The organism is Bacteroides xylanisolvens (assembly GCF_018289135.1).
Lineage (GTDB): Bacteria > Bacteroidota > Bacteroidia > Bacteroidales > Bacteroidaceae > Bacteroides > Bacteroides xylanisolvens.
In genome coordinates this window covers 6,122,624-6,144,566 of record NZ_CP072216.1, presented here as the reverse complement: position 1 = coordinate 6,144,566, position 21,943 = coordinate 6,122,624, and the positions used below count along the sequence as shown (strand labels likewise).

The 21,943-nt window shown below is 39.7% G+C and carries 11 protein-coding genes; 3 read left to right on the top strand and 8 right to left on the bottom strand.

What is annotated here, in order from left to right; translation table 11 throughout:
• Positions 1 to 18 precede the first annotated feature (18 nt).
• The 3 genes from INE92_RS24980 to INE92_RS24970 are packed head-to-tail and all read right to left on the bottom strand — an operon-like array spanning position 19 to position 5,942.
• On the bottom strand, positions 19 to 3,198 hold the full coding sequence (locus INE92_RS24980; protein ID WP_004301566.1) for a SusC/RagA family TonB-linked outer membrane protein: 3,180 nt from the start codon (positions 3,196 to 3,198) through the stop codon (positions 19 to 21).
• A 59-nt stretch (positions 3,199 to 3,257) separates the two neighbouring features.
• On the bottom strand, positions 3,258 to 4,883 hold the full coding sequence (locus INE92_RS24975; protein WP_004301565.1) for a fimbrillin family protein: 1,626 nt from the start codon (positions 4,881 to 4,883) through the stop codon (positions 3,258 to 3,260).
• A gap of 45 nt (positions 4,884 to 4,928) precedes the next feature.
• Positions 4,929 to 5,942 carry a fimbrillin family protein gene (locus INE92_RS24970; RefSeq protein WP_157133807.1) on the bottom strand — a complete coding sequence of 338 codons (1,014 nt, stop codon included), beginning with the start codon at positions 5,940 to 5,942 and terminating at the stop codon, positions 4,929 to 4,931.
• A 399-nt stretch (positions 5,943 to 6,341) separates the two neighbouring features.
• Here INE92_RS24970 and INE92_RS24965 point away from each other — a divergent pair, with 399 nt between their 5' ends.
• Positions 6,342 to 7,520 carry a tyrosine-type recombinase/integrase gene (locus INE92_RS24965; RefSeq protein WP_032856251.1) on the top strand — a complete coding sequence of 393 codons (1,179 nt, stop codon included), beginning with the start codon at positions 6,342 to 6,344 and terminating at the stop codon, positions 7,518 to 7,520.
• Between the two features lie 123 nt (positions 7,521 to 7,643).
• On the opposite strand, the gene INE92_RS24960 is transcribed toward INE92_RS24965, so the two are convergent.
• Positions 7,644 to 8,795 carry an ISAs1 family transposase gene (locus INE92_RS24960; RefSeq protein WP_008018700.1) on the bottom strand — a complete coding sequence of 384 codons (1,152 nt, stop codon included), beginning with the start codon at positions 8,793 to 8,795 and terminating at the stop codon, positions 7,644 to 7,646.
• A gap of 540 nt (positions 8,796 to 9,335) precedes the next feature.
• Between INE92_RS24960 and INE92_RS24955 the strand changes: the two genes are divergently transcribed.
• Together INE92_RS24955 and INE92_RS24950 are read left to right on the top strand one after the other, a co-directional pair.
• Positions 9,336 to 12,467: a SusC/RagA family TonB-linked outer membrane protein gene (locus INE92_RS24955; RefSeq protein WP_004315619.1), complete on the top strand. Its 3,132-nt coding sequence runs from the start codon at positions 9,336 to 9,338 to the stop codon at positions 12,465 to 12,467.
• Between the two features lie 24 nt (positions 12,468 to 12,491).
• On the top strand, positions 12,492 to 14,573 hold the full coding sequence (locus INE92_RS24950; protein WP_195436428.1) for a RagB/SusD family nutrient uptake outer membrane protein: 2,082 nt from the start codon (positions 12,492 to 12,494) through the stop codon (positions 14,571 to 14,573).
• Positions 14,574 to 14,665: 92 nt separating this feature from the next.
• Here INE92_RS24950 and INE92_RS24945 read toward each other — a convergent pair whose 3' ends face one another.
• From INE92_RS24945 to INE92_RS24930, 4 genes are all read right to left on the bottom strand, one after another.
• Positions 14,666 to 15,355 (bottom strand): SGNH/GDSL hydrolase family protein, encoded by a 690-nt coding sequence (locus INE92_RS24945; protein ID WP_008642203.1) that lies wholly within the window; start codon positions 15,353 to 15,355, stop codon positions 14,666 to 14,668.
• Between the two features lie 88 nt (positions 15,356 to 15,443).
• Positions 15,444 to 16,826 carry an alpha-d-galacturonidase gene (locus INE92_RS24940; protein WP_015532398.1) on the bottom strand — a complete coding sequence of 461 codons (1,383 nt, stop codon included), beginning with the start codon at positions 16,824 to 16,826 and terminating at the stop codon, positions 15,444 to 15,446.
• A gap of 62 nt (positions 16,827 to 16,888) precedes the next feature.
• Positions 16,889 to 18,979 (bottom strand): beta-galactosidase, encoded by a 2,091-nt coding sequence (locus INE92_RS24935; protein ID WP_015532397.1) that lies wholly within the window; start codon positions 18,977 to 18,979, stop codon positions 16,889 to 16,891.
• 429 nt (positions 18,980 to 19,408) lie between these two features.
• A complete protein-coding gene (locus INE92_RS24930; protein ID WP_074706739.1) occupies positions 19,409 to 21,766 on the bottom strand; it encodes a family 43 glycosylhydrolase in 2,358 nt (785 codons plus the stop codon).
• Between the last annotated feature and the right edge of the window lie 177 nt (positions 21,767 to 21,943).

Below are 21,943 nucleotides of genomic sequence, written 5' to 3'. Positions count from 1 at the left end.
ATCTTTCCTTTATCTATTTTAGAATCCTAATTTCAAGCTCAACGTATAAGTCTTGGACAATGGATAAGAAGGTGCATTAGTAGCTCTTGCCTCCGGATCACCCCACAAATAAGGTGTAATAGTCCACAAATTATATCCTGCAAAAGCCAACTGGCATGTATTCAGTCCAAGTTTCTTCATCAATGGGAAGTGAAAATTGTATGCCACCTGAAGAGTTTTCAAACGCAGGTATTTTGCATCTTTCTCATATAAGGTGGAGGTAGCATAGTTATTCTTCGCATTGTCAATGGTAGCTCTCGGATACTCCGAAGATTGTGACGGATTTTCCGGTGTCCATGTATGGTCCAAATGGTATGCCAACAATCCTCCCTGCTCGCTATTGGAAGATGAATAAAACGGTTGACGAAATACATCCGAAATCATACGACTTACATTCCAGGCCCCTGTCCATTGAGTACTTATTTCCAGATTCTTCCAACTGAATCCTAAATTAATACCTAGCATATATTCAGGATCGTCTGTAAAGCCATAGTCATAACTTGCATCATTTGCATCAATCTTACGGTCACCATTCAAGTCAACATATACTGCATCTCCATTTTGAAGAATACTCTCGTGAGTGGGGAACGGACGATTAAATGTCTGCTCATATAGCGCAGGTGTATCCTCATCATAGAAGCGCCAGAAAACATATTGACTACGCGAACCGATACGGTGTCCCTTCTGATATTGATATAAATTATTCTGCGGTGCTTCCTTCTTTTCAAGAATCTCATTCTGATTATAAGAAAGGTTAATACCCGCCCAATAACGGAAATTATCGCCAATCTTATCGTTCCATTTTAAAGAAAGTTCCCAGCCCCAACTGTCTACACTTCCTAAATTTGAATAGGGAGTAATGAACCCTAACATTCCCGGAGCTGTACCGTCACGCAAAAGGATGTCATTACGACGTTCTTTATAATATTCAAAGGTTGTTTTCAGACGGTCATCAAGGAAGTTAATATCAACACCATAGTTCCGTTTCAGAGCTTTTTCCCATGTCACAGCAGGGTTATTCTTAGCTACCTCACGCGCACCCAGACTAACAGTACCATTATCTGTTCCGAATCCATATCCCCAGGCGTTAGTTGCTCCTCCACTTGCCGTTACACGATTTGCCAAGTCACCTAAACCGACATTATATGGATCAGCCATATACATAAACCGCGATCCTCCAATATTATCGTTACCTACCAAACCGACACTGGCACGTAATTTCAAGAAGCTAACCACCGACTTCAAAGGACGGAAAAACTTCTCTTCACTCATCACCCAACCTATAGAACCAGCCGGGAAATAAGAAAAGCGCAAATCGGACGCAAAGTTTTCCGAACCGTTATAACCCACATTAAACTCTGCCATATAGCGGCTCTTCCAATCATAAGTGACACGTCCGACTAATCCGACATATCCATGAGGAATGTCCGAATATAATTTCGGATAATACTCTTTCTGTTGATTATACAAAACTAAGGCTGTCACCGTATGATCACCAAAAGTACGATTATAATTAAAGCTGGCTTCCATATACCAATTACGTGCTTTGCCTGTAGTATACGAATACTTCACATCTGTATTCTCTCCAAACTTACGATAAGCAATACTACCGTCATCCATCAATACAGGAGTGTATGTAGCAATAGACCCACCAGAACCGACTTTATTAACTGTAAACGAGCTGTTATAAGATCCCTTCACTTTAAAAGAAAGTCCTTTAGTCAAGAAGTCCATTTTTTGATCCAGAATCACATCCACATTCAGCGAATTGTTGCTGGTCTGGCTGAACCCATTTCCATAATATCCCATACCTGTACCTCCTGTAAATGGTAATTTCAGTCCGTCTGAATAAGTCTCATCGCTCGAATTTACCAATTTTCCATCTATGATTCCCGGACTGGAGAAAGGAGTAGCATAATACATATTTTTAATCAATCCGGAAGATCCCTGACTCGTACGCGGTTGATCTGAATTATTCACATTACCACTAATATTGAATGACAAAGTAGTCGTTTTAGTGACATCCATATCCAAGTTTGTACGATAGTTAAACCGACGGTACTGATAGCTTAAATTATAAGGAAGATCAAACTCACTAAAAAGTCCTCCTTGCGTATAAGCACCTGCAGAGATGAAATAACGTACTTTATCTGTTCCTCCCGAGATGTTCAGATTATGCTGGCTCTGAAGCGTAGAGCTTTTCATAATATAGTCAGCCCATTGTATATTTGGGAAACGAATAGGATCGGAACCATCTGCAAATTTTTGAATCACGCCATCACTAAATAAGGCAGATTTGCCATCACCGGACATCATTTGATTATGAAAACGGGCATAGTCATAGGAACTTGCCTGTTCTACCATTTTTGTAGGCATCAATACAGAAGCAGAAGTAGTAAACGAAATTTTCGCCTTTCCTTCCTTTCCTCGTTTAGTTGTAATCAAAATGACCCCATTTGCTCCACGAATACCAAATACGGCTGTTGCCGAAGCATCTTTCAAGATAGAAATGGATTCAATTTCATTCGGGTCGATATCACTCATACTTTCACGATCCACACCGTCTACCTGAATTAACGGTGAAGAATTTTCCCAAGTAGCTTTACCACGAATAAAAATTTCAGCGGCATCCGCTCCCGGCTCACCGGAATATTGTACGGTAGTCAAACCTGTCATCTGCCCTCCTAATACATTGGAAACCGAACCTACAGATACACGGGTCAATTCTTCTCCCTTCACACTAGCGATAGCTCCTGTCATGGTCACTTTCTTCTGCGTACCATAAGCTACGATTTCCACCTCTTCAAGTGCTGTCACATCCTCTACCAGAATGACTTTCATGTCATTTTTCGCTACTACTTTTTTATCGGTATAACCTATAAAAGATACTTTCAATTTCGCACCGGGACGTACATTTATTCTAAATACACCGTCAATATCGGTAATTGTACCATTAGATGTTCCTTCCGCAAGTACACTTGCTCCAATTATCGGTTCGCCTTGGCTATCTACTACTGTTCCTTTTATAGTACTTTGCTGCTGTACAACTTCGATGGCTGCCGAAGCTGTTTGCAATCCCCATGCAGGTGCAAAAGTTGCTATAGTGAAAAACAGAGCGACAGGTAAGGTTGTCCCCTTTATAAAGTTTTTCTTATTCATATATGTATATGTTCATGATATAAGTATAATTTTAACGGACTTTATATACCGTCATTATTTTAGAATGCAAGCATCATACGGAAATAACCGGCACGCGAATCACGTTCACAAATTATGTGATATCTTCCACCAGCCATACCGTGTGTCCATTGGTTGGCTGGAGAACGCTGTGTGCTACTCCAATAGTGTCCACTGTTAGTTCCTGACTCGACAGAGGTCATCTCATCACCATTTACATTCTTGAGACAACGGTTAATAACACTCAAATTCTTAGCGACTGTATCCCAACACATTATAGAGGGCAAATACCAAGGAGTCACATTTGCCGGAATAGCTTCCGCTTCACGATAAGCCTTGATATACGCATAAGCATGGTCGCAAGTAGAAGGACTACCCATACCTTCGTAACACATAGTAAGTAACTGTGTATTATTGTATCCCATTAGTGCTGGGAAAACCAATGAAGCATCATTCTTGTTAACATCCTTCTCTGTGTTACAACCTACAAACTTGTTTGCCCAATTCTCATCTGAAGTAAACCAGTCTGAATAATAACCGGACTTACTTGAATGGAACATTTTCAAAGCAACATCATTTTGTTCACTATCTTTTACCACAGAATTCTTAATAGATAGCACTATACCGTGCGTACATGCAGGGAAATCGCGACGCAAAGCATCAACTTCTGCTGAATAGAGTTCAGTATGTGTTACACTGGGTTGTGAATTTCCTACATAACATACAATACCAATCACATTCTCCGGCACCGTTTCCGCATCTACTGAAACTATTTTTCCATCTGCACAAAAATAGTCTCCTACCTGCAAAGTATGGTTGATTTTACTTTTATCTTCGATGGTATACATTTTCGCCGTTCCTCCTTCCAGCGTACCTTTAGCTTCATATTCCATCTCACTTACTCCAGAATAAGTACCCTTAATTGAGAATTCCTTCTTCGGATTAACCAAGAAACGGTATGTATCCGTACTTTCCTGATAATAAGGAGTTGCTTGAGTATTGTTCACTGTAAACGAACCGGCTGTTAATGGTAACAAATAATCATCTATACCGCCATTTGTAAAGCTATAGGTCAAATTAGGCATCTTCACTACCGCAAGAGCCATCCGATGTTGCATAGTAAAAGCGATCTGTCCTTTCAAACGATCCCCCTGAACACTACCCGTACTCGTCATCAAATCATATTGTGTATAATTTCCTTCATTTTGTTCACTGCCTATTTTCCAATTGTTGACGTATGTTTCAAAAGGATCCACCTTCGTCGGATCAAAAGTCACATTCGCATTATACGGATAGTATGCATAAAAAGTCATCCGCTGAAATTGTGAACCTTTGTATTCAATAGGATCCCCTCCATCAGTCAATTCCCAATAGCCATCTGTCAGTGTGAATTTCCGATTCTTGATATCCTCTACCACCGTTTCTCCTCTTACCGCAAATATACCGATAGCATCTCCGTTAGAAAATCGGGTAGTATATCCATTCTCTGTAGCACGTGTCTTACCACTTTCGTCCATAAATCCTTCATCAGACACACTAATCTGAAATCCCTGCAAAGAATCCGGTGTTTCTCCGGTGAGTTCTTCATTTTGCGAGCAAGACGCAACTATGGCTGCGCCAGCCAGAAAAAGCATTGATATATAATTATATATTTTCATAAATCTCATGTTTATATTTTTAGCATTTTTATCTATATTAGATTGGTAAACAGATCACTTCACAACAGGCTGTGGAGTTACGGTTTCTTCTGTAATATTCCAACTAGGATTAGTTATCTCTGTTCCAGTTTCAGCTATACTCGGGTCGGATGTTATAGGATCGTGGTTTTCATCCTCCCATCCTATTATTTGCGTTTGTTCTGTAATTGTCAACACATAATTATTGTCCTCGTATTTATTTGTCTTGATGATGTAATTATAAGAAAATCCTGATTTCAATTCTGTCAAGTTAGCAAACTCGGCTTCATAAAGATAACCGTTCATTCTAGCTTGGATAGTTACTTTGCCTTGCACCTTCTGTGGCAGTAAAATAGCTTGTACTGTATAATTATCCTGCTCTCCTATTTTATCCCAATAAATATCATCTTTATCCGTAACAGGGTCTTCACTGACTGTTGTCTCCCCTGTTTTAGGATTAAATGTACCATTATTCTTAAGCCCAATAAGATAACAAGTTATATCTGCCAAGTCCACACCTTCGCCAGCTTGAAACTCCAATCTAATACGACTCATCACATGATTGAATGCTAATGTCACGTTCGGGGTTTGTGATGTAGCCTTCCCTTTAGCAAAAAGAAAATCTATCTTCGCACGTTCTTCTGCTGTAGCTTGATTGTCACTGGCTGTAGTCACTTCCAATACAGGTTGTTCTTCACCTGATGTACCAGAAAATGGAGCGTATGCCACTACATCATACTCTCCGGAACCTAATACCCAAATCTCTTCTGCATTTCCTCCTTTTGCCGCAAAAAGACCATTGCCCTTGTATTTGTAATGAATATTCACTTGTTCCGTACCACAAGTGATTCCTACCGAGTCTTCTGCCTCCCAGTTTGTTTCCGTAGCTCTTGTAACAAGATTGCTAGCCTCATGATTGTTTATTACTGCACTAAAAGAAACTTTCGCTCCCGTATCACCGGTAAACTGAATATCAGTTTCTTTAATATCGTTGCTACATCCTGCTAAAAGTAGTAAGGCAACAGCAGTTGTGACATAGTTTTTTTTCATACCATGTTTTTTAAAGTTAAACATATTTTTGTTGATTAGTAAAATCGTCGTAAAGTAAAAAAGACAATGGCTGCATTCTTTTCCAAGCAGCAATTGAAATAAATGAAGCATTTTTTTTATTGTTTTCCATATCTATTAGGTACATCTGTTAAGTTAAACAAAAGTTAGATTCTCTTTTTAAAAGTAATTTTTCACACTCTACCTGTGAAAAAGTGTTGCAAACATAACGACTTAATCAAGATATAGCAATGCAGAATCGTACAAATGCATGGAAAATACCGTCTTTTGCACGATATTCCATGCTGTAGGAGCGATTTTCGATTAGTACCTAATGACTATGAACCTTTTTGTTTCTATTTTATTGTATGGAAAATAGTAATTTATAAACCTAAAAATGATATGGCGAATTTTTCAATTGTAGTTGTTCCAACTAAAAAATTATCAAATGGCAGACATCGAATAAGGATAGCCGTAGCACATCATTCTCAAACCAGATATATATCTACCCAATTTACTTTGGATTCTGCCAATCAACTAAAAAATGGTCGAGTAGTAAGGCATGAGAATGCAGCGAATATGAATGCCTGTCTTCGGAAACTAATCAATGAGTATGAAGAAATTGTTACATCGATCAGCTATTTACCAGCAATTTCATGTACCGAACTTATACATATAATTACTTATGAACAAAAGAAAAAAGGTATAACCTTTCAAGCTGTTGCAAAAGAATACATGAATTTCATGAAAGGAGAAGAGCGGGAGAAATCTTATAAACTTTATAAGATAGCTTCCGAAAGATTAGTCAAATATATGAAAGGGGATTTTCCTTTAATTCAATTGACACCTATACATATCCAAGGATTTGCCAAAGTTCTTCACGAGGAGAATCTGGCAGATACAACTATCAGAATATATCTGACTTTAATAAAGGTGATAGTAAATTATGCCGGTAAGATGAATTATGTATCTTACTCCATTCATCCTTTTGTCCTCTTTAAGATGCCGACAAGTAATGTGCGGGAACTTGATTTGTCAATAGATGAACTGAAGAGAATACGTGATGTCCGGCTTTTAAAGTCTTCTTTATCCATGGTGAGAGATATTTTTATGCTTACCTATTATTTAGGCGGTATCAACCTGAGAGATTTATTAGCATATGATTTTAAAAATAAGAACGATATGCGTTATGTGCGTCACAAAACACGTAATAGCAAGAAGGGAGAAAATGAAATTGTATTTACTTTGCAGCCTGAAGCAAAAGTGCTTATAGATAAATATATGTCGAGAAATGGGCATTTGCAGTTTGGTAAATATTCATCTTATAAACAAATATATAGTTTAGTCTTCCGACATATAAATAAGGTAACAGAACTTTCGGGGGTAAAGAAAAAGGTTACTTACTATTCCGCCCGAAAGACATTTGCACAACACGGATATGATTTAGGCATTCAAATTGAAAAAATAGAATACTGTATCGGACACAGTATGAAAAATAACCGTCCTATCTTTAATTATATTAAGATTATGCAAGAACATGCCGATAAGGTGTTCCGTGCCGTACTTGACCAATTGCTATAGTATAGATAGTTTTTCACTGCTATTTTTAGTTCCTTCTTTTGCTAATCGATTTCATTCCGATCGCTATTCTTTTTTCGTTCCACTATAGTTATCCGCAAAGTACACTATAGCAGGGCAGACGCATTAAAAATTATTGTTCTGTAAAAGTTGTGACAAATATTTTTCATCCCATCCGGCTTTTAGTCTTTTCAGATTCATACTTCCTTTTGTTGTTTTATCCTTCTTTAGTATGGTAAGTGCCATCTTTGTTGCCACCGAAAAGTTTCTGGCTGCATTTTTCACCTTTTTACTGTAGTCTTCTCGAAAGGTAACATCCAATTGCCAATGAAGATTATTCTCAATAGACCAATGCTGTCTGATGGCAGATGCAATCTCCTCCGGTTTGGTATTATCAAGTGAAGTTACATAGTATCTGACCTCTTGAGTATATTCTCCTGTTGCTACTATTGTTCTCTCCGACTTTATCCCTACAATAGACTTCAACCCCACAAGTTTCTTCTTAAACATTTTCTCCATTATAGAACCATAACTGACTACAGTACAGGTTCTTTTCTCAACTCTTCCATGTCCGGTATTTTCCGACACATGCCTGGTGACTCTATTGATTATTTCATCTCTATCCTGATAATCGTCAATAATTTGTTTAGCTAGTTGATAATTTTTTTTCTTATTCTCCTTTATAGCTATAATATAATTTGCATCACGCTCAATAATGGTCTGGGTTATATCTTTCTGGCATCCCATCGCGTCAATTGTAACAATACAACCACTTAGTTCCAAAGAGTTAATCAACAATGGAATAGCTGTGATTTCATTGCTTTTATCATCTACTTTTACCTGACCTAAAGAAATTCCATTAACGGCAGACCAGGCGGAAACCATCCATAATTTGAATCCTTCTTTTCCCGTAGTATGCTCTCCATCACATTGGCTTGGACCACGCATGAGCTTGCCATCTATAGCTACAACGCCTTTCACCTCCTGACAAACTTGTTTTACCCAATTACGAAAGATCAACTCAAAATACTCGGGCTTTATTATACTGAAGAATCTATTAAAAGTATCATGACTAGGGATGAACTCCAGGTCAGGTATGCGACTTTTGAAAAAAGCAATTTTCGCATTGCCAAATTCCTCAATCTCATTCCAAGACTGGGCGCCACAGATTACAGCAGCAATGGATATATAGATAATAGTTTCCATTTTATGTACTTTTTTGCGGTTCATCCTAGGATCTTCTATTTGTTTACAAAGGTCAATTATGCCAATTTTCATGTTAGTTTATGTTTTATAATATCTTATAAAGATAAGGAAAATAATCGACATATACAATAGATAATACACTAATAGTCAATAATATAAAAATAAAATACAAGTTGTAAGATAGTAAAAAATATAATGCGTCGACCCTGTACACTATAGTTACCCTTGCGGATAACTATAGTCAAACGCAAAGATAACTATAGTGGAACGAAGAAAGATTCGCATGCCGGATAACTCATAATAGGTAAAAAAGAAATTAATGGTACTAATTGTTCAAATCCTATCCTCAATTGATTGCTAGCTATATGTAGTCGTTTGATGTGCAGGCAGTTATGTTTAAAAAGAGAATCTAACTTTTGTTTAACTCTATAATAAATATGCTATGTAAATATATTAATATCATACAATATATTATACTACTAAACCTCTATAAAGTACTACGTTACAGGAATATCCATATAAAAAGAAACAAAGAGTCTTCATTAGAGGATAAAAAGATAAATCAACAATAAAGGATCTATAAACCAATATTTATAACTTAATAATTAAAGTATGAAAAGCAACAAAAAAGGTAATCACCTGTATGCCTATAAGGATACTATCCGACGGCTATTTCTTCTCACTTTGTTCTCCTTTTTAATAGTAGAATCCTATGCCCAAAACAAAACGATTTCGGGTACGGTTACAGATTTTACCGGAGAACCGGTTATTGGTGCCAGTGTGTTGGTTAATGGTACTACTAATGGTACAATTACTGATTTAAATGGCAAGTTTTCTCTTTCCAATGTACCAACCAAAGGTACAATCACTATCACTTATATAGGATACAAAAAGCAAGAAGTATCCGTAGCAGGAAATACTAACTTCAAGATAACTCTTCAAGAAGATACTGAAACGCTGGATGAAGTAGTAGTTGTGGGCTACGGTGTACAGAAGAAAAGCGATGTAACTGGCGCTATGGCCCGCGTAGGAGAAAAAGAATTAAAAGCAATGCCTGTAAGAAATGCATTGGAAGGAATGCAGGGCAAAACAGCAGGTGTGGATATTACATCTAGCCAACGTCCCGGAGAAGTCGGTAACATTAACATTCGTGGGCAACGCTCTATTAATGCAGAGCAAGGACCACTGTATGTCGTAGATGGTATGGTAATTCAAAATGGAGGTATTGAAAACATCAATCCTTCCGACATTGAAGCTATTGACATTTTGAAAGATGCTTCGGCCACAGCCATTTATGGTTCACGTGGTGCCAATGGTGTAATTCTCGTAACTACTAAAAAAGGAAAAGAGGGAAAAGTAACCCTGAACTATTCAGGTACTGTTACTTTTGAAACATTACATGATGTCACAGAAATGATGTCTGCCACAGAATGGCTGGATTATGCTCGCCTAGCCAAATACAATGCGGGTTCTTATGCTTCGGCCACTCCAACTTTTGAAGCAGATAAAGCAGCATTCGGCAGTGTAAGCGCTTCGTGGAAGAATATCGAGCAAGCATGGTCAAATGGCAATTATGATCCCTCAAAGGTCGGCTCCTACGACTGGGCATCTCACGGCAAACAGACGGGTATCACCCACGAACATACCTTAAGTGCCTCCGGAGGTTCGGACAAATTCCAAGGTTATGCTTCATTCGGCTATCTAGATCAAAAAGGAACACAACCAGGACAAGCCTATGAACGTTATACATTAAAGACATCATTTGACGTAACTCCTGTTGATTGGTTCAAAATGGGTTCTTCAATTAACGCATCATATTCTACTCAAGACTATGGATATAGTTTCTCTAAATCCGTAACTGGTTCCGGTGACTTCTATAGTGCATTAAGAAGCATGATCCCATGGACTGTGCCTTACGATGAAAACGGGGAATATGTCCGTTATCCAAGCGGTGACGTAAATATCATCAACCCCATCCGGGAATTAGACTATAATACCAATCAACGCCGTACTTTCCGTGCTTCTGCCAGCATGTACTCACAGATTGATTTCGGAAAAATTTGGAAACCACTGGAAGGTTTATCCTATCGTCTTCAGTTTGGTCCCGAATTTCAATTTTACACTCTAGGAGTTGCTAACGCTGCTGATGGCATCAATGGAGATGGTAACAACGGTGCACAATATAAGAACGAACAAAAGCGTGCATGGACATTGGATAATCTGATCTATTACAATAAAACTCTAGGTCAGCATAGTCTAGGAATGACATTGATGCAATCCGCTTCTGCCTATCATTACGAGATGGGAGATATGAGAGCCACCAATGTAGCCTCGTCGGATGAGCTTTGGTATAATATGGGATCTGCCGGTACATTGAATTCCTTTGGTACTGGGCTAACCGAAACTCAGATGGCATCTTATATGGTTCGACTGAACTATGGTTACAAAGATAAATACTTGTTAACGGCATCTATGCGTTGGGATGGTGCCTCTCAATTAGCCGAAGGGCACAAATGGGCAAGTTTCCCCTCTGCAGCTATTGCATGGAGAATGGATCAGGAAGATTTCATGAAAGACATCAGTTGGTTGAATCAGTTGAAACTTCGTGTAGGTATGGGTGTCACAGGCAATGCAGCTATCAAAGCATACGCAACCAAAGGTGCCATCACCGGTTTATACTATAACTGGGGACAAAGTGATTCATCTTTAGGTTATGTACCTTCCGATCCTTCACAAAAAGAGCCTGCTAAAATGGCTAATCCAACCTTAGGCTGGGAACGAACTACACAATACAATGTCGGTATTGACTATGGTTTCTTTAATAACCGACTTACCGGTAGTATTGATGCATACAAAACAAAAACCAATGACTTATTATTAGAAATGTCAATCCCTTCATTAACGGGTTATGTTTCTACGTATGCCAATGTGGGTAAAACATCCGGATATGGTATTGATTTGCAAGTAAATGCAATACCAGTACAAACCAAAGATTTTACCTGGAGCACTACTTTAACATGGTCTATGGATAGAAACCGAATTGACGAATTATCTAACGGCAGAACTGAAGATGTGAATAACAAATGGTTTGTCGGTGAAGAAATCGGTGTTTATTACGACTGGGTATATGATGGAATATGGAAAACGGAAGAAGCTGAAGAAGCTGCTAAATACGGACGTAAGCCAGGACAAATCAAAGTAAAAGATTTAAATAATGATGGTGCAATAGATGCTAACGATGACAAGCAAATTGTAGGGCATACACGTCCACGCTGGACAGGTGGATGGAGCAACACTTTCAGCTATAAGAATTTTGAGCTTTCCTTCTTTATTCTGTCACGCTGGGGATTCACAGTCCCGCAAGGAGCTGTAACGCTCGACGGTCGCTATATGCAACGTAAAGTAGACTATTGGGTGGCTGGTACAAATGAAAATGCAAAATACTATTCACCCGGTTCCAACGGCGAAGGAGCCGATGCTTTCAACAGTGCAATGAACTATCAAGATGGATCGTACATTAAAGTACGTAATATTTCATTGGGCTATAATTTTACCCCGCAACAATTAAAGAAGTTGGGTATCAATAATCTGAAGCTATATGTTCAAGCCATGAACCCATTCAATATCTATAAGGCATGTGACTTTTTAGATACAGACTTGGTAAACTATGACAATAATACCAAGACATTTGGTTCACCTACCACTTTGAAGAGTTTTGTAATAGGTGTCAACATCGGATTCTAATCAACAAATTAAAGTAAAGACATTATGAAATTAAATAGAATATTATTTGCTGCTTTAATAGCCAGCGTAACAGGAAGCTCGATCACATCGTGCAGTGAGTCTTTCCTTGATGAAAATCTTACGACTCAATATAGTACAGACCGTTTTAAAACCCAGGAAGGTCTTGATGAATTGGTAACTGGCGCCTATCAGAAACTTAAATTTAAATTCAATTATATATGGGGAATCCAATGTTACAATATGGGAGTGGACGAGTTTACCGATGCTAACAATGTAATTCCTGCATGGAATCACTATAGCCAGGATTTAAACTCATCTGAAAATGGTGCCAACCAACCCATCTGGGATAATTACTACGGACTAGTTGAACCCGCAAACATATTGATTCAGAACATACCTCAATATTATAATCAGAGTTCACCTACATACAACACCCGTTTAGGAGAAGCACATTTCCTTAGAGCTTATGCTTATTTTGAATTAGTAAAACAATTTGGTGGCGTACCTTTGAAATTAGCTCCGTCTACAAGTGCCGAAACATATTTCACACGGAATTCTGCTGAAGAAATATACACACAGGTTATATCTGATTTTGGAGAAGCCTACAGACTACTTCCCAATAAAGGTGAATCAATCGGACGGATTAACAAATATGCTGCCGCACATTTCCTTGCAAAAGCACATTTGTTCCGTGCGTCTGAATTGTACAGCGATTGGAATAGTAATTATGTAGCATCCGACCTCGATGCTGTTATTCAATATGGTTCGGAAGTTGTAGATGCACATCCGTTGTGTAGTGATTATGTAGAACTTTGGGACTATGAACAGCCAAACGGAGCCAATGAAAAAGTAAGTGAAGTGATTCTAGCGGCTCAATTCTCTAATGATGAATCAACATGGGGACGCTTTGGAAATCAGATGCATCTTTATTATCCGGCCGTATATCAAGGCAATGATATAGGTGGATGTAAACGTGACATCTCAGGAGGACGTGAATTCTCATACGTAAGTGCTACAGAGTATACCATGCAGGTATTTGACCGTGTCAATGACTCTCGTTTCTGGAAATCATTCATCACCTGTTATGGAGCCAACGAAACCAAAAGCGCTCCTACCTGGACAGCAGAAGATATGCCATACGCTCCGACAGGTGTAAAAGAAGGTGACAAACGTTTTAGTGGAGGTGAACTCGGTATGAAATACATCGTTAATGACCCGGGAGACAACCGCTATGAGAAATATCCCAATGCTCCGGCATATACTGTTTTGAAAGATGGAAAAATGTGTAACACGTATACATATGTACGCTATTTCAAAGGGCAGGAACACAGTTGGAATGTAAATGAAAAAACAGGTAATTATTACGATATCATACCCCACAAACGTTCCGTAGCTTTATCTAAATTCCGTGATGGTTACCGTGTTTCTATTGCGTCTCAATTCGGTACTCGTGATGCTATTATCGCCCGTTCGGCAGATGATGTACTAATGGTTGCTGAGGCATATATTCGTAAGGGGGAAGCCAACTATGACAAAGCTATCGAGTGGATGAATAAATTACGTGAACGTGCCGGTTATAAAGCAGGCGAGGATCGTAGTAAGAATGTAGATGGCGGACAAGCCTATAAGAACAATCCTTATTGTTCGGGAAAGGGGGGCGGTCATTCTTCTGAAGGTGCTATTTACTGGGAAGAAAATACTTATTACGAGTCAAACAATATAGAACAGGAAACCACTGCTTCTACCAAAACAACAATGAAATTAAATAGTGTATCAGATGTATATAATTCTACAGTAGATGTCCCTATTTACAACGAACTGGGCTGCACATCCAATGCTGACAAAATGATGTGCTTCCTGTTGAATGAACGTACAAGAGAACTTTGTGGCGAATTGCAACGCTGGGAAGATCTGGCACGTACCAAGACGTTAGACGCCCGTTGGCATAAATTCAACGATGGTGCCAGCAGAGGTCTTGGCGAATTCAAATCGGAGAAACATTACTATCGTCCGATCCCCCAAGCCTTCTTGGACGGTATCACCAATTCAAATGGTTCTGCATTAAGCAATGAGGAAAAGAAAGCAATGCAAAACCCGGGATATTAAGGTAAACAACTAATCCTATTGCCACTTGTCACTCTTCGAAATAGAATTTCTAATCAAAGAAGAACAAGTGGCAATATTTTTTAATGCTCCTTTCACTTCGTCTTCTTCACCATGAACTCTTTAATCTGTTCACTAATCTGCTCCATTCCCTTTATTGAAGGATGCCCACTCTTTTTGTCAATGTCATGCAATTCTATGCAATCAATATTATAATGCCTGCAGATAGTTCTGACTGATTCATTAAACTCTTCCTTTAAACCGGAATTCAATAGAAAATAGATTTCAACATTAGGATAGCGATCAATCATGTGATCGAGCATATAAGCCATAGCCGGACGAAATTTATACAAATCATCTTTAGCCCACCCCACATACTGATACTCCCCAAGCGGAGAGCCAGCCCAACAATCATTAGTTGCGCCAAAAACAAAAATTACATCCGGACAACCCAGTTGATCCATACGGGTTATAAAAGAACGATCCGAGTAATCCTCGTTGCGATAACCCGTATTACAAATCGTTGCACCCGAAAATGAATTATTGACACAAAGGCGGTAATTATTCTCTTTAATGAATTTATGCCACCACGTCTGTTTTACTGAAGTCACATCTGTTTGTTGTCGTGGAGAGACATAATACCAAATACTATTCGTATCTGGTTGTAGATATCCTTCAAACGTTGAATACGAATCGCCTAAAATAGAAATAGATTTCAGGCTTTGGGCAAAACTTATACTGCTACATAAAATAGTTAGTAGCAGCAAAAAACAGGATTTCTTCATACTAGAATAAAGTTTTCAATTTTGCCGCTAATATACTACATTATGCTAATATGACAGTACGATTTTTTCTGCCAATTTCAGAAAATGATTATTTTACTTCCCTTTCATAGGTCACATTCTTCTCTACTACATTCTCCACATTATTCACTTTCTTCACGAACTTCTTCACTTCCCCTACCTTCACATTCTTGATTGTTACATTCTTCACCGGAAGTTTTGCATCTCCTTTCAATTCGTAAATAGCGTCTGCCGACTCACAAGTGACTTTATCCATATAAATGCCATCAATACGGGTAATTCGTTCTTCATAAGTAGGTACCAAATCTTTCCATTGATAAAGCACTTCGGTATCTATTTCAAGTACACGTTGAGCCGTTCCTGCCTGTACGTTCTTCATATAAACGTTTTCTATAAACCCACCTCTACGATGATTGGTTTTTACGAAAAAAAGACGCATTACTGAATTCGGAGCTGTGCAATCATGCATATAAATATTCCGTATTCCTCCGGAAATTTCACTTCCAATACCAAGTAATGTATGTCCTTTAAGAATCTGGCAATTACGGATAACAATATTTTCGCAAGGAGTATTTAATCGCCAGGCATCTTGATTACGTCCGGCTTTAATCACTACTGCATCATCACCCTGATCGAAAGAACAATCTTCTACCAGAAAATTACGGCTCATTTCGAAATCAATACCGTCATTATTATCTCCGTGCGCTTTTACATCCAGATTACGTACCAGTCCTCCGTCACACATATAAAGATGAATGGTCCAGAACGGACTTTCACGAATCTTAAACCCATCCAATAAAACATTCTTGCAGCGATTGAAATGAATCAAGTGCGGACGAAGGTGGTTCTCTCCTACCGCCATTTGACGTTCAATAACAGGAACATCGGTCGAAGCTTTCGTATATAACTCTTTCAATGCCTCCAAATGAGGTTGAGGACGTTTGAACCATACTTTCCAAGTATCCATCTTCGGCTGAAGAGTCCCTTTACCTGTAATTGCCACATTCTCACATTCAAAAGCATAGAGTAATGGAGAATAATTATAACATTCCAAACCTTCCCATGAAGTCATCACTGCCGGAAGATAATCAGAAGGATTATCCGTAAAATTCAGAATTGCATTCTCCTCCAAATAAAGATTTACATTACTTTTAAAATGAATTGGCCCAGTTAACCATATACCTGCCGGAACAACAACACGTCCGCCACCTGATTTATGACACGCTTCAATAGCGGCAGCAATTGCTTTTGTATTGTTTACTTCACCTCCGTTTTTTGCTCCGTAATCTGTTATCAAAAAGTCTTTGTCCGGATAGATAAATACTTTAATAGGTTGCATAGGGAAAGGAGCTTTCACCTTTACCATTTTATAATTATCAGCGGCAAAAGTAAAGGAAGCTGTCAATAAGCAAAGGCAGACAACTACCATCGGTTTCAGTAAGTAAGTCTTCATTACAATATCATATTTTTAATTCTTCAAACACATCAAAGATAAGAATATTAATTTATAGCCGGTCACATTGAAAACACCAATACACCCGCTGTAGGAATATTTGTAGTTCCAATCAATGCTTTGGCTCCTTTCGGCAAGTTGAAGGCATAGGGCTGGTCTGAATAGTTCAAAACAATTCCCAAGCCATTCCGGTATTCCATTGTCACGCCATAAGGCAAATCCATTACCGGGATATTCAGCTGTGCATATAGTTTTTTCAATATATCTTTTTCCAATGCTCCGTTGTGGCTGTCCACTCCAACATAAGTAATCGTACCTTTCCCCAGTTTGCGGAAAGTCACGGCCGGACTTCCTGCGTAGAATTCGTTTTTATAAGTAGCCCATATTTGAGCATCTGCCGGAGGATTCAGAATCTCTCCCCATGTATTCCAGGCATACTCTTTTCCGTTCATAACAACAGTACCGGGATCTTCGGGAAGAAGCAAATCATAAAAGTTCATTTCATTTCCGGTCAGCGGAGTAATCATAGAGCCAAAAGGAGCCTCCGGGAGACGACCATAACGATCCTTCTGCGCCGTACGACAAGTCAGAATGAGGTTTCCGCCATTCTTCACATAAGAAGTCCATTTGTCCACCAGTTCTTTATCAGCTAATTGATAAGCCGGCGCAATGACGACCGGATAATCGGATAAGTTCTTGGCTTCTGATATAAAATCGACGGGGGCTCCGAATGATTTTAAGGTACGGTAATACTTTTCAATATGCACAAAAGTATCCCAAGTCCGGTTTTGCTTCTGTCGCTCAATGCTCCAGGAGTTTTCAGGATTGAAAAGAATAGCTGTACGACGTGCCAGGTAATCAGCAGGCTTCGCCTCACGGGGAGCATAATGCTTACGAAGTTCACGAATCTCTTTTATAAAAGTTTCATACTCTTTTCCACCGGGGGTAACAGTCACTCCGTCTGTTCCTACTATTCCATAATGATACTGTTCTGTACCATAGAGCGGTTGGCGATAGCGGTAGGTACAAATAAAATCACTTCCACCGGCAAATACACTCCACATCCATAGACGGACAGCTCCCGGAAGAGGCTGGGGATTGATACTGCCCCAGTTCACTTGTCCCGGTTGCAGTTCCATTACACCATACGTTCCCTGTATCGGACGGAAAAAATCATTCGCCCAAGCAATACGCAATGGATTACCTACACGATAGCCCCGACGACCGATTCCCTCATTATCTCCATATACCATGTAACGGGTATAGCTTTGGAAATCCAACGCAGGACTACCACCAATATGTCCTTCATCATAGTTCGGTATATAATTGGTTGTTACCCATTGGTTCTTTGCATATTTCTTGATTAGCAGGCATTGCTCATTCAGAAAATCATTGGTTTGCGTTGCTGCAAAACGACGGTAGTCCAGGATTTGATGATGGTTCATAAACATCTGTACACGCTTGGGAAGCGTTATTTCATCAAAAGAAGAATAAGCCTCACTCCAAAAAGCAGTTCCCCAGGCATTATTTAAAAATTGAATGTTATTATTGTATTTGGCACGAAGAAAATCACGGAAAGCAAGTTCCGCTTTCGGATTATAGTCAAACTGTACGGCAGGCTCGTTATCGAGTTGCCATCCGATAACACGAGGATCGTTACCATAGTGCTGCGCCAGTTTTTCAATCATCTTATAAGATAACTCTCTGTAAAGAGGAGAAGCAAATGAAGCATGCTGACGGGCACCGTGGTCAAGTACCGTTCCATCTTCATTCTTCAACAGAATTTCAGGATATTTCCGGCTCATCCATACAGGAGGAGTGGCAGTAGACGTACACATTATAACTTTTAAATCATATTTGGCAGCTAAAGCTACCGCTCTGTCAAGCCAGGCAAAATCATAACGTCCTTCTTCCGGCTCCAACTGCGCCCAGGCAAACTCGGCAAAATGAGTAAATTCAAATCCCAGTTCATGCATTTTCTTGAAGTCACGTTCCCACTGGTTTTCATCCCAGTGTTCAGGATAATAGTAGACGCCTGTCAGTGTCAGATCTTTGTCATTAAACCAAGAAGAGGGTTGTGCTGTAGTTGAAAGAGTCAGCAGGCAGGCGGCACAAAAAGTTGCCAGCATTTTACTTTTTATCATATACTTCATAAATTCAATTGATTATTAATGTTAGCTATTCTTTATCATTCGTTTTATAAATGGGAATTTAGGGGCGTAGCGCCCCAACAAGGTTTCCATTCGGCATGTTATCGTTTTAGACATACCCTAAAGGGTGGAACTGTATCTCTTTCAGGGAATACCGAATGGAAACCTTGCTCCGGCGCTACGCCGGTAATGAGAATTTATCGGTTAGGCTGAAAGCCTTACAATCATATATTTATCGGGATGCCCTGAAAGGGCTTAATTATATAGCGTAGGGCAACGCCCTACGAGAAAAACACACCAGCCACAAGCCCTGAAAGGGCGGAACCGTATACAATTATGCCCTTTCAGGGCGCAAATTCAGATTGTCGTTTTTACGTAGGGCGTTGCCCTACGCTATATAATTAAGCCCTTTCAGGGCACTCCGCAAAATTATCATTTCTCATAGATTTTCCATTCCCACAATCCAGCATCTCCCCTGCGGATATGAAGACGAAGATAACGGGCCTCCCCTATCTCCTTCGCCAAATGCGGGGAGCGCACTTCTACTTTAGCTTGTTCGGCACATGTCCGCCAGTTTTTTCCATCCATCGATTTTTCTAACCGCCACGTATGTCCTTCAGTAGGGCGGGTAAAGTAAAACTGACATTCGTTGACATTGCGAATCCCTTTTAAATCCACCGTAATGAATGGACTGCTATCCGTATCGGCTGCCATCCAACGAGTTCCATTCGATTCATCGGCTACATGAGCAGCCTGATAAGTATGCGTTCGAGTATAATTCTTCACGGAGGCTTTCTCCGGTAGAGGCTGGTTAGGCTGTGTTTCAATGCTAACCACAGAAGTGCGCGGTTCTTTCTCGCTGGAAGCATAAAAATGTGACTGCAAAGACAAATTCGTCCGTTTCTCTTGTGGAGCTGCCAGGTACCCCACTCCACGCATATCAGGAACTAAAATTTTAATTGTTCCGTCATCATTAAATTCCATCCGGTTAGCATATACCTGCCGGGTGGTTCCACCATCTCCGTATTCAAGATAAAGAAAGATATACTCCTCCGTTCCTTCATCGTAGAACACATTGCCATGCCCCGGTCCCCACACTTGATTTTCGGGAGAAGAAAACAAAAAGATATCGTTGCCTTCCGGTTTTACAAAACCTGTAAGAGGAGATTCGCGGCTCATCATGTATGCATTTGCATAATTCTGATGACCGCTCAATGTATAAATATAATAATAGATACCTTTACGTTTAAACATTACGGGGCCCTCGGAATATCCCTGACGGGCTGTTTTCAATGTCACCGGTTCCCCATCCAGATGAAGCCGGTCAGCAGAAAGACGTGCCGCATTCCGACGACGCCAAAAGATATATCCCGTACCGTCATCATCAATAAAAGGCTCTCCGTCGATATCATCAATAATGGCAGGGCTATCTACTTCTTCTCCGGAAACAAAAAGCCCTTTTCCTTCAATAAACCGGAAAGGACCCTCCGGACGATCTGCAACAAGCACATAAGTCCCCATCTTATCACCGGGCTTGACAAAGGTAACATATAAATAAAACTTTCCATCGTGTTCAATCACTCTCCCGGGAGCCCAATACCGGAAATATCCTTTTTTCTTTTCACCTTTATCATTCGTATATTCATATCCCTTCGACCAGTCGAAATCACTAATATGAGAACCCTCAAAGCTCCAGTTTACAAAATCTTTCGACTTCCACACAACAGGTGTTCCGGCACGTTCAAGACCATAATCCAAATCAGTGGTTCCGTAGAGATAATAGGTATCACCAAACTTAGAAACGGAAGGATCCGCCACATTATCGGGGATTAAAGGATTATAAGTACGATTGGCTATCAATGCCTCCACCACGGAAGCATCTACCACAAACGCCGTTCCATGACGGATACCTCTCGGAAAAGAGACTTGATCGGACACGTCTTCCCATGTTTCGCCATGATCTAAAGAGCGAACGGCACCATAACGATGATCACGGTATTTATCGAAATAAACATAAAGCGTATCACCGACAAAAAGAGGAGCAGGTCCTTCCGCCCAATACTTTCCTGTAATAGGCGCCGATACTTTGGTCGGGAATCCTTTTTCTATCTTTTTTGTACGCGTAACGCGCAAATTCTTTTCCGGCGGATTGGAATTCTCATTCTTGACTATCATTATCAGGTCTCCCAGCTTCGGATCTTTCACAATGGCAGCGTCAATCACGCTGAAATCAGGATTGAAGAACATCTTTGTCTTTGAGAAAGTGCAGAAATCCTTTGTTGTCACATAATAAATACGATGATTCAATCCCTTTTCGCTTTCGCTAGTAGGTATTTCCTTGTGACGACCGGGGATGGTAGTTGCCCAAAAGATATAGTAAGTTTGCGAAGGTTCGTCATAAAAGAGTTTAGGTGCCCAACAATTATGGGCAGTCGGCTCGTGCATCATCACCGGAATAGCCTGTTGTTCACTCCAATGAATTAAATCACGAGAAGAAGCATGGCCGATAATCCGATCAGTCCAACTGGAAGTCCAGACCATGTGGAAAGTTCCGTCCGGAGCCTGGCAAATACTCGGATCTCGCATTAATTTATCTTTACCGACGGAAGGTATCAGATAAGACTGTCCGCCATTCAAAGGCATCCAGTTCAACCCGTCATAACTATAAGCTAAATGCAATCCATCTTTACTGTCATTGATGAAATAAGAAAAGAGATAAGCAGTCTTACCGGCGAAGATTGTCATTACCGAGCAAAGACTTAGAGCCATCCAAACAACTACTTTTTTCATGGTTCCTTTTAAGATTAAAAAGTTTACCCCGCAAAGATAAGGTATCTCCCAACCTCCTCAAAGATAAAGAGCATGGACAATATTTCAAATCCATGTAGTTTTGTACACCATCCGTCCTATAAGTGCATTTTGATACAATATTCTATGTATCTGTACATCTTTCTATTTACTAAACCC

What these genes read in the sequence shown, in the direction of transcription:
- INE92_RS24935 (WP_015532397.1), bottom strand. Translation starts at nt 18,979, where the DNA reads ATGAAGTATATGATAAAAAGTAAAATGCTGGCAACTTTTTGTGCCGCC.
- INE92_RS24965 (WP_032856251.1), top strand. Translation starts at nt 6,342, where the DNA reads ATGGCGAATTTTTCAATTGTAGTTGTTCCAACTAAAAAATTATCAAAT.
- INE92_RS24975 (WP_004301565.1), bottom strand. Translation starts at nt 4,883, where the DNA reads ATGAGATTTATGAAAATATATAATTATATATCAATGCTTTTTCTGGCT.
- INE92_RS24960 (WP_008018700.1), bottom strand. Translation starts at nt 8,795, where the DNA reads ATGAAAATTGGCATAATTGACCTTTGTAAACAAATAGAAGATCCTAGG.
- INE92_RS24930 (WP_074706739.1), bottom strand. Translation starts at nt 21,766, where the DNA reads ATGAAAAAAGTAGTTGTTTGGATGGCTCTAAGTCTTTGCTCGGTAATG.
- INE92_RS24945 (WP_008642203.1), bottom strand. Translation starts at nt 15,355, where the DNA reads ATGAAGAAATCCTGTTTTTTGCTGCTACTAACTATTTTATGTAGCAGT.
- INE92_RS24950 (WP_195436428.1), top strand. Translation starts at nt 12,492, where the DNA reads ATGAAATTAAATAGAATATTATTTGCTGCTTTAATAGCCAGCGTAACA.
- INE92_RS24955 (WP_004315619.1), top strand. Translation starts at nt 9,336, where the DNA reads ATGAAAAGCAACAAAAAAGGTAATCACCTGTATGCCTATAAGGATACT.
- INE92_RS24940 (WP_015532398.1), bottom strand. Translation starts at nt 16,826, where the DNA reads ATGAAGACTTACTTACTGAAACCGATGGTAGTTGTCTGCCTTTGCTTA.
- INE92_RS24980 (WP_004301566.1), bottom strand. Translation starts at nt 3,198, where the DNA reads ATGAATAAGAAAAACTTTATAAAGGGGACAACCTTACCTGTCGCTCTG.
- INE92_RS24970 (WP_157133807.1), bottom strand. Translation starts at nt 5,942, where the DNA reads ATGAAAAAAAACTATGTCACAACTGCTGTTGCCTTACTACTTTTAGCA.